The sequence below is a fragment of the Pseudomonas sp. GW821-FHT05D12 genome, from assembly GCF_059419825.1.
Window position 1 is genome coordinate 37,874 of the sequence record NZ_JBWKSN010000001.1, and the last position, 13,270, is coordinate 51,143.

Consider the following 13,270-nt stretch of genomic DNA (forward strand, 5'->3'; position numbering starts at 1 on the left):
CAGGCGTTTATTGCGCCAGCCGCACCTGTTTTTCCAGCTCGATCTTCAAGCCAGGCTCCAGCTTGAGTTGCCGCGCCAGCTCATCGAGGTAGGCCTTCTCCATGAAATTTTCCTCATCCACCAACATCACGCTGGCGATGTACATCTCCGCGGCCATTTCCGGGGTGCTGGCGGCGCGGGCCACATCGGCCGGGTCCAGGGGTTTGTTCAGTTCAGCGTGCAGCCAGCTGTGCAACTCGCGGTCATCGTCCAGCTTGGTGAATTCACCTTCGATCAGCGCGCGCTCGCGCTCATCCACATGCCCGTCCGCCTTGGCGGCGGCTACCAGGGCCTTGAGGATGCCCTGGCTGTGTTGCTCGACTTGGGCCGGTGGCAAACGGTCGATGGTTTGCGGTTCGCCTTGAGGTGCGCTGGCCTGGTTTGCCTGCCAGTTGCCATAGGCTTTATAGGCAATGACGCCCAACGCGGCGAGCCCGCCGTAGGTCAGGGCCTTGCCGCCGAACTTGCGGGCTTTCTTGTTCCCCAGCAGCAGGCCCATGGCCCCGGCCGCCAGGGCGCCGCCACCGGCACCGCCGAGCAGACTGCCAAGGCCACCACCGCCCAGCAGTCCGCCAAGGGCGCCTTTGTCGTCCGGCTTGCGCTGGCCGCCGGCCTTGTTCTGCAACATGTCCTGGCCAGACTTGAGCAGTTGATCGAGCAATCCACGGGTATTCATTCGCAGCCTCCAGACACTTGGGTTCGTAGGACCAATAGGCTCCCAGCGTAAAACTAAGTGCCAAAAAGCCCCGATCTAGAGTGCTTCCAGATGTAACGCCACTGCCGTTCGCTTAAATCGATATACACTCGGATAAATCTATAAAAACACCCCACTGGTAATTCCAGCATGATGACCTTGCGTCAAATCCGGCATTTCATCGCCGTGGCCGAGACGGGCTCGATCTCCGCCGCCGCGCAAACCGCGTTCATTTCCCAGTCGACCCTGACCCTGGCCATCCAGCAACTGGAGCAGGAAATCGGCGTCAACCTGTTCAACCGCCACGCCAAGGGCATGACCCTGACCCACCAGGGCCATCAGTTCCTGCGCCAGGCGCACCTGATTCTTGCCACCGTCGACAACGCCAAGCGCAGCCTGCAGCAGAGCACCGACCAGGTTGCCGGCCAGTTGATCATCGGCGTGACCAGCCTGGTTGCCGGGTATTACCTTGCCGACCTGCTCACCCGTTTCCAGCGCGCCTATCCGAATGTGGAAATCCGCGTGATGGAGGATGAACGCCCGTACATCGAGCATTTGCTGGTCAGCGGCGAGATCGACGTGGGGGTGCTGATCCTGTCCAACCTCGAAGACCGCCACGCCCTGCAGACTGAAGTCCTCACCCACTCGCCCCATCGCCTGTGGCTGCCGGCGCAGCACCCGTTGCTGGAGCACGACAGCATCAACCTGGCCGATGTGGCGCGCGAGCCATTGATTCAGCTGAATGTCGACGAAATGGGCCACAACGCCCAACGCCTGTGGACTGCAGCCGCGCTGCAACCACGCGTGACCTTGCGCACCGCCTCCACCGAAGCGGTGCGCAGCCTGGTGGCTGCCGGCCTGGGGGTGTCGATCCAGCCGGACATGACCTACCGGCCCTGGTCCCTGGAAGGCGACATTATTGAAGCGCGGCCGATTGCCGACCTCAGCCAGACCCTCGACGTGGGCCTGGCCTGGCGCCGTGGCACCGCGCGCCCGGCGCTGGTGGACCCGTTCCTGACCGTGGCCCGCGAACAGCCGCATCCGCGCAAGCCATCTATTTAATCGAATGCTGCATTCAGTATTTAGTATTTGTTGACCTCGCGCCCGACCTCTACTCTCAGCTCATCCATAAGAGAAGGTCAGGCGCCTTGTAAGAGAACGCCCATGGCCACACAAGAAAAGAGATCGCGAAAAATGTCCGGCGCGCCCACCCCGCTGCTCACTGCGTTGCTGATCGACGGCGAACTGGTCCAGGGCCAGGGTTTTGTCGAGCCGATCCTCAACCCGGCCACCGGTGAAGTCCTCACCCAGATCGCCGAAGCCAGCACCGAACAGGTCGAAAGCGCCATCCTTGCCGCGCACCGCGCGTTTGCCGGCTGGTCGCGGACCACGCCGCAGCAACGCTCGATCATCCTGCTGGGCATTGCCGACGCCATCGAAAAACAAGCCGACTACCTCGCCCGCCTCGAATCACTCAATTGCGGCAAGCCCTTGCACCTGGCACGCCAGGATGACTTGAGCGCCACCGTCGATGTGTTCCGCTTCTTCGCCGGGGCCGTGCGCTGCCAGACCGGCCAGCTCAGCGGCGAATACCTGCCGGGCTACACCAGCATGGTGCGCCGTGACCCGATTGGCGTGGTCGCCTCCATTGCGCCGTGGAACTACCCGTTGATGATGGCCGCGTGGAAGATCGCTCCCGCCCTGGCCGCCGGTAATACGCTGGTGTTCAAGCCGTCGGAACATACGCCGCTGTCGATCCTGGCCCTCGCCCCCGTCCTTAAAGAACTGCTGCCGCGCGGGGTCATCAACATTCTGTGTGGCGGCGGCGAAGGCGTCGGCAGCCATTTGGTCAGCCACCCCAAGGTGCGCATGGTGTCGCTGACCGGCGATATCGTCACCGGGCAGAAAATTCTGCAAGCCGCGTCGAAAACCCTGAAACGCACGCACCTGGAACTGGGCGGCAAGGCCCCGGTGATCGTCTGCAACGACGCCGACCTGCAAGCCGTGGTCGAAGGCGTGCGTGCCTACGGCTATTACAACGCCGGCCAGGACTGCACCGCGGCCTGCCGCATCTACGCCCAGGCCGGTATCCACGACAAATTGGTCGCCGAGCTTGGCGCGGCCGTCAGCAGCCTGCGCTTTGCCGGCAAGCGTGATGCCGACAACGAACTCGGCCCGCTGATCAGCACACGCCAGCGTGACCGCGTCGCCAGTTTTGTCGAGCGCGCCCTCGGCCAGCCGCATATCGAGCGGGTCACGGGTGCCGCCGTACATTCCGGTGCCGGCTTCTATTACCAGCCGACACTGCTCGCCGGTTGCAAACAAAACGATGAGATCGTGCAGCGCGAAGTCTTCGGCCCGGTGGTCACCGTGACCCGCTTCGATGAGCTGGAACAGGCAGTGGACTGGGCCAACGACTCCGAATACGGCCTGGCCTCGTCGGTATGGACGCAGAACCTGGACAAAGCCATGCAGGTGGCGGCGCGCCTGCAATACGGCTGCACCTGGATCAACAGCCATTTCATGCTGGTCAGCGAAATGCCCCACGGCGGCTTGAAGCGCTCGGGGTATGGGAAAGATCTGTCCAGTGATTCGCTTCAGGACTACAGCGTGGTGCGGCACATCATGGCTAGACATGGACATCAGCTATAAGCGGCAAGCGGCAAGCTGCAAGTAAAAGCGGATCTGCTTTTGCTTTTGCTTTTGCTTGCGGCTCAGCCCCAAGAGCTACGCTAAAACAATAATCAACCCGTATACCTGTTTTTACTGCCCCGACCATAATTAAAGAAGAGGGAATCCCCATGTCCGCGCACAAGACCGCACTGCTCAGTGCCCTGACCACCGCGCTGCTGGCCAGCGCCAGCCTTCAGGCCGCCGAACCGCTGAAAGCGGTGGGGGCAGGTGAAGGCCAATTGGATATCGTCGCCTGGCCCGGCTATATCGAACGTGGCGAAAGCGACAAGGCCTACGACTGGGTCACCGGTTTCGAGAAGGAAACCGGTTGCAAGGTCAACGTGAAAACCGCCGCCACCTCTGACGAAATGGTCAGCCTGATGGCCAAGGGCGGCTATGACCTGGTCACCGCATCCGGCGATGCCTCGTTGCGGTTGATCGTCGGCAAGCGTGTGCAGCCGATCAACACGGCGTTGATCCCCAACTGGAAAAACCTCGACCCGCGCCTCAAGGATGCGCCGTGGTATGTGGTCGGCCAGCAAACCTACGGCACCCCGTACCAGTGGGGCCCGAACGTGCTGATGTACAACACCAACGTGTTCAAGACCGCGCCCACCAGCTGGAACGTGGTGTTCGATGCGCAGAACCTGCCTGACGGCAAGCCGAACAAAGGCCGCGTGCAAGCCTACGACGGTCCGATCTACATCGCCGACGCGGCGCTGTATCTCAAGTCGACCAAGCCGGAGTTGGGCATCCAGAGCCCTTACGAACTGACCGAAACCCAGTACAAGGCCGTGCTCGAACTGTTGCGCGCCCAGCAGCCGTTGATCCACCGCTACTGGCACGACACCACCGTGCAGATGAGCGACTTCAAGAACGAAGGCGTAGTGGCCTCCAGCGCCTGGCCGTATCAGGTCAACGGCCTGGTCAACGAGAAACAGCCGATCGCCTCGACCATTCCCAAGGAAGGCGCCACCGGCTGGGCCGACACCACCATGCTGCACACCGAGGCCAAGCACCCCAACTGCGCCTACAAGTGGATGGACTGGTCACTGCAGCCGAAGGTCCAGGGCGATGTCGCGGCCTGGTTCGGCTCGCTGCCGGCGGTGCCTGCGGCGTGTAAAGAGAGCGAGCTGCTCGGCGCCGAAGGCTGCAAGACCAACGGGTTCGACCAGTTCGAAAAGATCGCTTTCTGGAAAACCCCGCAGGCTGAAGGCGGCAAGTTCGTGCCGTACAGCCGCTGGACCCAGGATTACATCGCGATCATGGGCGGGCGCTAAGCCCTCCCAGGCGACACCGGCCCCATGTGGGAGCGGGCTTGCTCGCGAAAGCGGACTTTCAGTTGATTCATCGCCGCCTGACACACCGCACTCGCGAGCAAGCCCGCTCCCACATTTCGACCGAGTCGCCCTCAACACCGCGTTAATTTTTTCAGAAGTCCAGGCCGGGCCGCTGCGACGACCCGCGCCTTTTTGGAGCACCGCACCATGACGCTTGCAGTCCAATTCACCCACGTTTCCCGTCAGTTCGGCGAAGTGAAAGCCGTTGACCGGGTTTCCATCGATATCCAGGACGGCGAGTTCTTTTCCATGCTCGGCCCTTCCGGCTCAGGCAAGACCACGTGCCTGCGCCTGATCGCCGGGTTCGAGCAGCCGAGCGCAGGCTCGATCCGCATTCATGGCGAGGAAGCCGCCGGCTTGCCGCCGTATCAGCGTGACGTCAACACCGTGTTCCAGGATTACGCGCTGTTCCCGCATATGAATGTGCGCGACAACGTGGCCTACGGCCTCAAGGTCAAGGGCGTCGGCAAGGCCGAGCGCCTCAACCGCGCCGAAGAAGCCCTGGGTATGGTCGCCCTCGGCGGCTACGGCGACCGCAAGCCAGTGCAGCTCTCCGGCGGCCAGCGCCAACGGGTGGCGCTGGCGCGCGCACTGGTCAATCGCCCGCGTGTGCTGCTGCTCGATGAGCCGCTCGGCGCCCTCGACCTCAAGCTGCGCGAGCAGATGCAAAGCGAGTTGAAGAAGCTGCAACGCCAACTCGGCATCACCTTTATCTTCGTGACGCACGATCAGACCGAAGCGCTGTCGATGTCCGACCGGGTGGCGGTGTTCAACAAGGGCCGCATCGAACAGGTCGACACCCCGCGCAACCTGTACATGAAGCCGGCCACGTCGTTCGTCGCCGAATTCGTTGGCACCTCCAACGTGCTTCGCGGCGAGTTGGCCCAACGCCTCAGCGGCACCCCGCAACCGTTCTCGATCCGCCCGGAACACGTGCGCTTTGCCGAAGGCCCGCTGGGCGTCGGTGAGGTCGAAATCAGCGGCCTGCTGCACGATATCCAGTACCAGGGCAGCGCCACCCGCTATGAACTGAAGCTGGAAAACGGCCAGGCGCTGAACATCAGCCAGGCGAACAACCAATGGCTGGATATCAGCAGCGGCCACCAGGTCGGCCAGACCGTCACCGCGCGCTGGGCGCGGGAAGCCATGACCCCGCTGACCGACATCGCAGGCGAGGTGTGAGATGACTTCGGCCCTTTCCCAACCGCCGATGCGCAGGTTTTCCAACCTGCTGTACCGCAAGCCCAACCTGTACCTGGCAATGTTGCTGGTACCGCCGCTGATCTGGTTCGGCGCGATCTACCTGGGCTCACTGCTGACCCTGCTGTGGCAAGGTTTCTATACCTTCGACGACTTCACCATGGCGGTCACGCCGGACCTGACCCTGGCCAACTTCGCCGCCCTGTTCCAGCCGTCGAACTTCGACATCATCGTGCGCACCCTGAGCATGGCGATCGTGGTGTCGATCGCCAGCGCCATCGTCGCCTTCCCGATCGCCTACTACATGGCGCGCTACACCACGGGCAAGACCAAGGCGTTCTTCTATATCGCGGTGATGATGCCGATGTGGGCCAGCTATATCGTCAAGGCGTATGCCTGGACCTTGCTGCTGGCCAAGGGCGGCGTCGCACAGTGGTTCGTGCAGCACCTGGGGCTGGAACCGCTGCTGCAGTTCGTGCTGGGCATCCCCGGCGTGGGCGGCAGCACCTTGAGCACCTCGCACCTGGGGCGCTTCATGGTGTTCGTGTACATCTGGCTGCCGTTCATGATCCTGCCGATCCAGGCCTCGCTGGAACGCTTGCCGCCGTCCCTGCTGCAAGCCTCGGCGGATCTCGGGGCCAAGCCGCGCCAAACCTTCATGCAGGTGATTTTGCCGCTGTCGGTGCCGGGCATTGCCGCCGGCTCGATCTTCACGTTCTCGCTGACCCTGGGCGATTTCATCGTGCCGCAACTGGTGGGCCCGCCGGGCTACTTCGTCGGCGGCATGGTGTACGCCCAGCAAGGTGCCATCGGCAACATGCCCATGGCCGCCGCGTTCACCCTGGTACCGATCGTGCTGATCGCGGTTTACCTGTCCATCGTCAAACGCCTGGGGGCCTTCGATGCACTCTGAAAAAGCTTCGTGGAGCCTGAAAATAGCGGCTTGGGGCGGGTTGGTTTTCCTGCACTTCCCGATCCTGATCATCTTCCTCTACGCCTTCAACACCGAAGAAGCCGCGTTCAGCTTTCCGCCCCAGGGCTTTACCCTGAAGTGGTTCAGCGTGGCCTTCGCCCGGCCCGACGTGCTCGAAGCGATCAAGCTGTCGCTGCAGATCGCGGCCATCGCCACATTGATCGCCATGGTGCTCGGCACCCTGGCCTCGGCGGCGCTGTATCGGCGCGAATTCTTCGGCAAGCAAGGTGTGTCGCTGATGCTGATCCTGCCGATTGCGCTGCCGGGGATCATCACCGGTATCGCACTGCTGGCGACGTTCAAGACGCTGGGCATCGAGCCCGGGATGTTCACCATCATCGTCGGCCACGCCACCTTCTGTGTGGTGATCGTCTACAACAACGTGATCGCGCGCCTGCGGCGTACTTCCCACAGCCTCATCGAAGCCTCGATGGACCTGGGTGCCGACGGCTGGCAGACCTTCCGCTACATCATCATGCCCAACCTCGGCTCGGCGCTGCTGGCCGGCGGCATGCTCGCGTTTGCGCTGTCGTTCGACGAAATCATCGTCACCACCTTCACCGCCGGCCACGAGCGCACCTTGCCGCTGTGGCTGCTCAACCAGCTCAGCCGGCCACGCGATGTGCCGGTGACCAACGTGGTCGCGATGCTGGTGATGCTGGTGACGATGTTCCCGATTCTCGGTGCCTACTACCTGACGCGCGGCGGTGAAAGCGTGGCCGGGAGTGGCGGTAAATAACTGACAACACATTGCCACTGAAGGAATGAGATTCAAATGTGGGAGCGGGCTTGCTCGCGAAAGCGGTGTATCAGTCACGTGATGTATCAACTGAAAGCCCGCTCCCACACTTGAACCGGTTTCGGCAGGGGAAACGATGCAGCTTTAAGAGGACAGAACCATGCAAACCAAACTGCTGATCAACGGCCATCTGGTCGAAGGCGAAGGCCCTGCGCAGCCGGTGTTCAACCCGGCATTGGGTCGGGTACTGGTGGAAATCAAGGAAGCCAGCGAAGCCCAGGTCGACGCCGCCGTGCGCGCCGCCGATGCCGCCTTTGAAGGCTGGTCGCAGACCGCACCCAAAGACCGCTCCTTGCTGCTGCTCAAACTGGCGGACGTGATCGAGGCCCACGGTGAAGAGCTGGCCAAGCTGGAATCGGACAACTGCGGCAAGCCCTACAGCGCCGCGCTGAACGATGAGATCCCGGCGATTGCCGACGTGTTCCGCTTCTTTGCCGGTGCCAGCCGTTGCATGAGCGGGTCGGCTGGCGGCGAATACCTGCCCGGTCACACCTCGATGATCCGTCGCGACCCGGTGGGCGTCATCGCTTCCATCGCGCCGTGGAACTACCCGCTGATGATGGTCGCCTGGAAAATCGCCCCTGCCCTGGCTGCCGGTAATACCGTGGTGCTCAAGCCGTCGGAACAAACCCCGCTGACGGCGTTGCGCATGGTCGAACTGGCCGCCGATATTTTCCCGGCCGGTGTCCTCAACCTGGTGTTCGGGCGTGGTCCGACCGTGGGCAGCCCGTTGGTGAACCACCCGAAAGTGCGCATGGTGTCGCTGACCGGCTCCATCGCTACCGGCGCGAACATCATCTCCAGCACCGCCGACAGCGTGAAGCGCATGCACATGGAGCTGGGCGGCAAGGCCCCGGTGATCATCTTCAACGATGCCGATATCGACGCGGCCGTCGAAGGCATTCGCACCTTCGGCTTCTACAACGCCGGCCAGGACTGCACCGCGGCGTGCCGCATCTATGCCCAGGCGGACATCTACGATGCGTTTGTCGAGAAGCTCGGCGCGGCAGTCGCCAGCATCCAGTACGGCCTGCAGGATGACCCGGCCACCGAGCTCGGCCCGCTGATCACCGCGCAGCACCGCGACCGCGTCGCCGGCTTTGTCGAACGCGCCGTGGCCCAGCCGCACATCCGCCTGGTGACCGGCGGCAAGGCGGTGGAAGGCAATGGTTTCTTCTTTGAACCGACGGTGCTGGCCGATGCACAGCAGGACGACGAAATCGTGCGCCGCGAGGTGTTCGGGCCGGTGGTGTCGGTGACTAAATTCACCGATGAAGCGCAGGTGCTCGGCTGGGCCAACGACTCGGACTACGGCCTGGCGTCATCCGTATGGACCGCCGATGTCGGACGCGCCCATCGCCTGGCCGCGCGTTTGCAATATGGCTGCACGTGGGTGAACACCCACTTCATGCTCGTCAGTGAAATGCCCCACGGCGGTCAGAAACTGTCCGGGTATGGCAAGGACATGTCCATGTATGGGCTGGAGGACTACACCACCGTACGCCATGTGATGTTCAAGCACTGACGCTTTACCCCTGTGTGCGGGCTTGCCCGCGATGGCGGCGTGTCTGTGCCGACGCTATCGCGGGCAAGCCCGCTCCCACAGGGGACCTCCTCATAACAATAAATAATTCGTAGGTTCCCATGGACATTACCCGCCGCGACTTCCTCAACGGCGTCGCCATCACTATTGCCGCCGGCATGACCCCGCTGCAAATCCTCCAGGCCGCGCCCGACGGCCGCTACTACCCGCCCGCCCTCACCGGCCTGCGCGGCAGCCATGTCGGCTCGTTCGAAGTGGCGCACCAGATGGGCTGGGAAAAGAAGGTCTTCGACACCGACAAACTGCCGATCACCGAGGACTATGACCTGGTAGTGGTCGGGGGCGGCCTGAGTGGTCTGTCGGCGGCGTGGTTCTACCGCGAGAAGCACCCCAAGGCGAAGATCCTGATCCTGGAAAACCACGACGACTTCGGCGGCCATGCCAAGCGCAATGAATTCCAGGCCGGCGGCCGCATGATCATCGGCTACGGCGGCAGCGAGGCGTTCCAGTCGCCCAACCACCTCTACAGCAAGCAAGTGAATGGCCTGCTGAAAAAACTCGGGGTGAACATCAAGCGCTTCGAGACCGCCTTCAACCGCCAGTTCTACCCGGGCCTGGGGCTGTCGCGCGGGGTGTTCTTCGACAAGGAGAACTTTGGCGAAGACAAACTGGTGACCGGCGACCCGACGCCGATGGTCGCCGACGACATCGCGCCCGACCAATTGCATGCGCGCTCCATCAGCGATTTCATCAATGACTTCCCGCTGCCACCCGCCGACCGTCAGGCGTTGATCGAGCTGCACACGGCGCCCAAGGATTACCTGCCGGGCAAGACGGCCGAGCAAAAGGCCGACTACCTGGCGGTCACCAGTTACCGCGATTTCCTGCTGAAGAACGTCGGATTATCGGAAGGCGCGGTGAAGTACTTCCAGAGCCGCACCAATGACTTCATGGCCTTGAGCATCGATGCCGTGGCATCGTCCGACGCCTATAACGTGGGATTCCCAGGTTTCGGCGGCATGAACCTGGCACCAATCAGCGAAGAAGCCGCCGCCGAAATGGAAGAGCCCTACATCTACCACTTCCCGGATGGCAACGCGTCACTCGCACGCCTGCTGGTGCGCAGCCTGGTCCCCGGCGTGGCACCCGGGCACACCATGGACGATATCGTGCTGGCAGCGTTTGACTACGCCAAGCTCGATCAACCCAAGGCGCCGGTACGGGTGCGCTTGAACAGCACGGCGGTCAGCGTGCGCAACGTGGGCGACAGCGTGCATATCGGCTACAGCCGTGGCGGACAACTCACACAGGTGCGTGGCAAACGCTGCATCCTGGCCTGCTACAACATGATGATCCCGTACCTGCTCAAGGACCTGCCGGCCCCCCAGGCCCACGCCTTGAGCCAGAACGTGAAATTCCCGCTGGTGTACACCAAGGTGGTGATCCGCAACTGGCAGTCGTTCCAGAAACTTGGCGTGCATGAGATTTACGCGGCCACCCAACCGTACAGCCGCATCAAACTGGACTACCCGGTGAGCATGGGCGGCTACGACCACCCGCGCGACCCGACACAGCCGATTGGCTTGCACATGGTCTACGTGCCCACCAGCCCCAACAGCGGCATGAACGCCCGCGACCAGGCACGCGCCGGGCGCGGCAAGTTGTATGCGCAGACCTTCGAGCAACTGGAAACGCAATTGCGTGACCAACTGCAACGCATGCTCGGCCCGGGTGGGTTCAACCACAAGACCGATATCCTCGGGATCACGGTGAATCGCTGGTCCCATGGCTATGCATACTTTTCCAACAGCTTGTTCGACAACGCCGGCGAGAGCGAAGCGCTGATGAACCTGGCGCGCAAGCCGCTGGGGCACGTGAGCATCGCCAACTCGGATGCGGCATGGAGTGCGTACGCCCATGCGGCAATTGATGAGGCGTACCGGGCGGTCGGCGAGGTGAGTTGAAGGCCACGTGTGGCGAAGGCTTCCTGTGGTAAGCAGGGCGTGGCCCGCGTTGGGCTGCGCAGCAGCCCCTTCGAGGCAGCGGTGCTCTTTGAGACACACCGGATGTCGGGTATTGGGGCTGCTTTGCAGCCCAACGCGGGGCAAGCCCGCTCGCCACAGGGGGACTGTCTGCTCCTGAGAAATACCTTGTTTCATATGCAACGCCATCACGCCGCTATCAATCATTTTTCCTACGTCATCGAACCGCTTAAGCTATCCGACGTCTGTTTATTGTCCGTTGCGTTTGGCCGAAGGCATGTCCGAACCGTACTTTCTGATCCAGCACGTGCCAGGAACGGCGCGGGATTTGCTCACGACAGGTTGTCTCTATGCACCGCAGGAATTTGCTCAAAGCGTCCATGGCCATTGCGGCTTACACCGGTTTGTCGGCCAGCGGCCTGCTCGCCGCGCAGGCCTGGGCCGGGAATCGCGCCGCCGATGGCAAGGCCGTGGCGTTTGATTTTGAAACGCTCAAGGCCCAGGCCAAGCAGCTCGCCGGGACCGCGTATAAAGACACCAAACAGGTACTCCCGCCCACCCTGGCGACCATGACCCCGCAGAATTTCAACGCCATCGGGTACGACGGCAACCATTCGCTGTGGAAGGAATTGAACGGCCAACTGGACGTGCAGTTCTTCCACGTCGGCATGGGGTTCAAGACGCCGGTGCGCATGCACAGTGTCGACCCCAAGACCCGTGAAGCCCGCGAAGTGCATTTCCGCCCGTCACTGTTCAACTATGAAAAAACCACCGTCGACACCAAACAGTTGACCGGCGACCTGGGTTTCTCCGGCTTCAAGCTGTTCAAGGCACCGGAACTGGATCGCCACGACGTGCTGTCGTTTCTCGGCGCCAGCTACTTCCGCGCGGTGGATTCCACCGGCCAGTACGGCCTTTCCGCACGGGGCCTGGCGATTGATACCTACGCGAAGAAGCGCGAAGAGTTCCCCGACTTCACGCAGTTCTGGTTCGAGACCCCGGACAAGAACGCCACCCGCTTTGTGGTCTACGCCCTGCTCGACTCGCCGAGCGCCACCGGCGCCTATCGCTTCGATATCGACTGCCAGGCCAACCAGGTGGTGATGGCGATCGACGCCAACATCAATGCGCGCACCGCCATCGAACAACTGGGCATCGCGCCGATGACCAGTATGTTCAGTTGCGGCACCCACGAACGCCGCATGTGCGACACCATCCACCCGCAAATCCACGACTCGGATCGCCTGGCGATGTGGCGTGGCAATGGCGAGTGGATTTGCCGCCCGCTGAACAACCCGGCCAAGCTGCAGTTCAACGCATTCGCCGACACCGACCCGAAAGGCTTCGGCCTGGTGCAGACCGACCATGAGTTCGCCAGCTACCAGGACACCGTGGACTGGTACAGCAAGCGCCCAAGCCTGTGGGTAGAACCGACCACCGCCTGGGGCGAAGGCTCGATCGACCTGCTGGAGATCCCTACCACCGGCGAGACCCTGGACAACATCGTGGCCTTCTGGACCCCGAAAAAACCGGTGGCGCCTGGCGATTCGCTCAACTATGGCTACAAGCTCTACTGGAGCGCGTTGCCACCGGTGAGCACGCCGTTGGCGCAGGTCGACGCGACCCGTTCGGGCATGGGCGGCTTCACTGAAGGTTGGGCACCGGGCGAGCATTACCCAGAGGTGTGGGCGCGTCGGTTTGCCGTGGACTTCAAGGGCGGCGGCCTCGATCGCCTGCCGGCCGGCACCGGGATCGAGCCGGTGGTGACCTGCTCCCACGGCGAAGTGAAAGACTTCAGCGTGCTGGTGCTCGACAACATCAAGGGCTATCGGATCCTGTTCGACTGGTACCCGACCAGCGACAGCGTCGAGCCGGTGGAACTGCGCCTGTTCATCCGCACCCAGGACCGCACCTTGAGTGAAACCTGGCTGTATCAGTACTTCCCGCCGGCACCCGAGGCGCGTAAATACACGTGATGCCACCTGTGGGAGCGAGGTTGCTCGCTCCCACAGGACTCAAATGCCCGC

10 protein-coding genes are annotated in these 13,270 nt (G+C 62.5%); 9 read left to right on the forward strand and 1 reads right to left on the reverse strand.

Annotated elements, in window-relative coordinates; all coding sequences use genetic code 11:
* Positions 1–7 precede the first annotated feature (7 nt).
* The gene (locus AC07SI_RS00180) at positions 8–715 is read right to left on the reverse strand and encodes a tellurite resistance TerB family protein (protein ID WP_120447764.1); all 708 of its coding nucleotides are present in this window, start codon (positions 713–715) and stop codon (positions 8–10) included.
* A 168-nt stretch (positions 716–883) separates the two neighbouring features.
* Between AC07SI_RS00180 and AC07SI_RS00185 the strand changes: the two genes are divergently transcribed.
* The 9 genes from AC07SI_RS00185 (at position 884) to AC07SI_RS00225 (ending at position 13,219) form a co-directional block, all read left to right on the forward strand.
* The gene (locus AC07SI_RS00185; protein WP_065903213.1) at positions 884–1,795 is read left to right on the forward strand and encodes a LysR family transcriptional regulator; all 912 of its coding nucleotides are present in this window, start codon (positions 884–886) and stop codon (positions 1,793–1,795) included.
* A 132-nt stretch (positions 1,796–1,927) separates the two neighbouring features.
* A complete protein-coding gene (locus AC07SI_RS00190; RefSeq protein WP_065903215.1) occupies positions 1,928–3,385 on the forward strand; it encodes a gamma-aminobutyraldehyde dehydrogenase in 1,458 nt (485 codons plus the stop codon).
* Between the two features lie 149 nt (positions 3,386–3,534).
* Entirely contained in the window at positions 3,535–4,686 is a 1,152-nt protein-coding gene (gene ydcS / locus AC07SI_RS00195; protein ID WP_065903220.1) for a putative ABC transporter substrate-binding protein YdcS, read from the forward strand.
* 207 nt (positions 4,687–4,893) lie between these two features.
* A complete protein-coding gene (locus AC07SI_RS00200; RefSeq protein WP_065903225.1) occupies positions 4,894–5,928 on the forward strand; it encodes an ABC transporter ATP-binding protein in 1,035 nt (344 codons plus the stop codon).
* Position 5,929: 1 nt separating this feature from the next.
* Positions 5,930–6,859, forward strand: coding sequence for an ABC transporter permease (locus AC07SI_RS00205; protein WP_106804986.1), 930 nt, complete (start codon positions 5,930–5,932; stop codon positions 6,857–6,859).
* A complete protein-coding gene (locus tag AC07SI_RS00210; RefSeq protein WP_065903232.1) occupies positions 6,849–7,658 on the forward strand; it encodes an ABC transporter permease in 810 nt (269 codons plus the stop codon). The genes AC07SI_RS00205 and AC07SI_RS00210 overlap by 11 nt, the downstream gene beginning before the upstream one ends.
* Before the next feature lie 160 nt (positions 7,659–7,818).
* Positions 7,819–9,243 carry a gamma-aminobutyraldehyde dehydrogenase gene (locus tag AC07SI_RS00215; RefSeq protein ID WP_282398213.1) on the forward strand — a complete coding sequence of 475 codons (1,425 nt, stop codon included), beginning with the start codon at positions 7,819–7,821 and terminating at the stop codon, positions 9,241–9,243.
* 119 nt (positions 9,244–9,362) lie between these two features.
* The gene (locus AC07SI_RS00220; RefSeq protein ID WP_495004882.1) at positions 9,363–11,225 is read left to right on the forward strand and encodes an NAD(P)/FAD-dependent oxidoreductase; all 1,863 of its coding nucleotides are present in this window, start codon (positions 9,363–9,365) and stop codon (positions 11,223–11,225) included.
* A 368-nt stretch (positions 11,226–11,593) separates the two neighbouring features.
* Positions 11,594–13,219, forward strand: a complete 1,626-nt coding sequence (locus AC07SI_RS00225) for a glucan biosynthesis protein D (protein ID WP_106804988.1) — start codon at positions 11,594–11,596, stop codon at positions 13,217–13,219.
* Positions 13,220–13,270 lie beyond the last annotated feature (51 nt).

Excerpts from the sequence above, each read along its gene's own strand:
- AC07SI_RS00180 (WP_120447764.1), bottom strand. The coding sequence starts at position 715 with ATGAATACCCGTGGATTGCTCGATCAACTGCTCAAGTCTGGCCAGGAC.
- AC07SI_RS00185 (WP_065903213.1), top strand. The coding sequence starts at position 884 with ATGATGACCTTGCGTCAAATCCGGCATTTCATCGCCGTGGCCGAGACG.
- AC07SI_RS00190 (WP_065903215.1), top strand. The coding sequence starts at position 1,928 with ATGTCCGGCGCGCCCACCCCGCTGCTCACTGCGTTGCTGATCGACGGC.
- ydcS (WP_065903220.1), top strand. The coding sequence starts at position 3,535 with ATGTCCGCGCACAAGACCGCACTGCTCAGTGCCCTGACCACCGCGCTG.
- AC07SI_RS00200 (WP_065903225.1), top strand. The coding sequence starts at position 4,894 with ATGACGCTTGCAGTCCAATTCACCCACGTTTCCCGTCAGTTCGGCGAA.
- AC07SI_RS00205 (WP_106804986.1), top strand. The coding sequence starts at position 5,930 with ATGACTTCGGCCCTTTCCCAACCGCCGATGCGCAGGTTTTCCAACCTG.
- AC07SI_RS00210 (WP_065903232.1), top strand. The coding sequence starts at position 6,849 with ATGCACTCTGAAAAAGCTTCGTGGAGCCTGAAAATAGCGGCTTGGGGC.
- AC07SI_RS00215 (WP_282398213.1), top strand. The coding sequence starts at position 7,819 with ATGCAAACCAAACTGCTGATCAACGGCCATCTGGTCGAAGGCGAAGGC.
- AC07SI_RS00220 (WP_495004882.1), top strand. The coding sequence starts at position 9,363 with ATGGACATTACCCGCCGCGACTTCCTCAACGGCGTCGCCATCACTATT.
- AC07SI_RS00225 (WP_106804988.1), top strand. The coding sequence starts at position 11,594 with ATGCACCGCAGGAATTTGCTCAAAGCGTCCATGGCCATTGCGGCTTAC.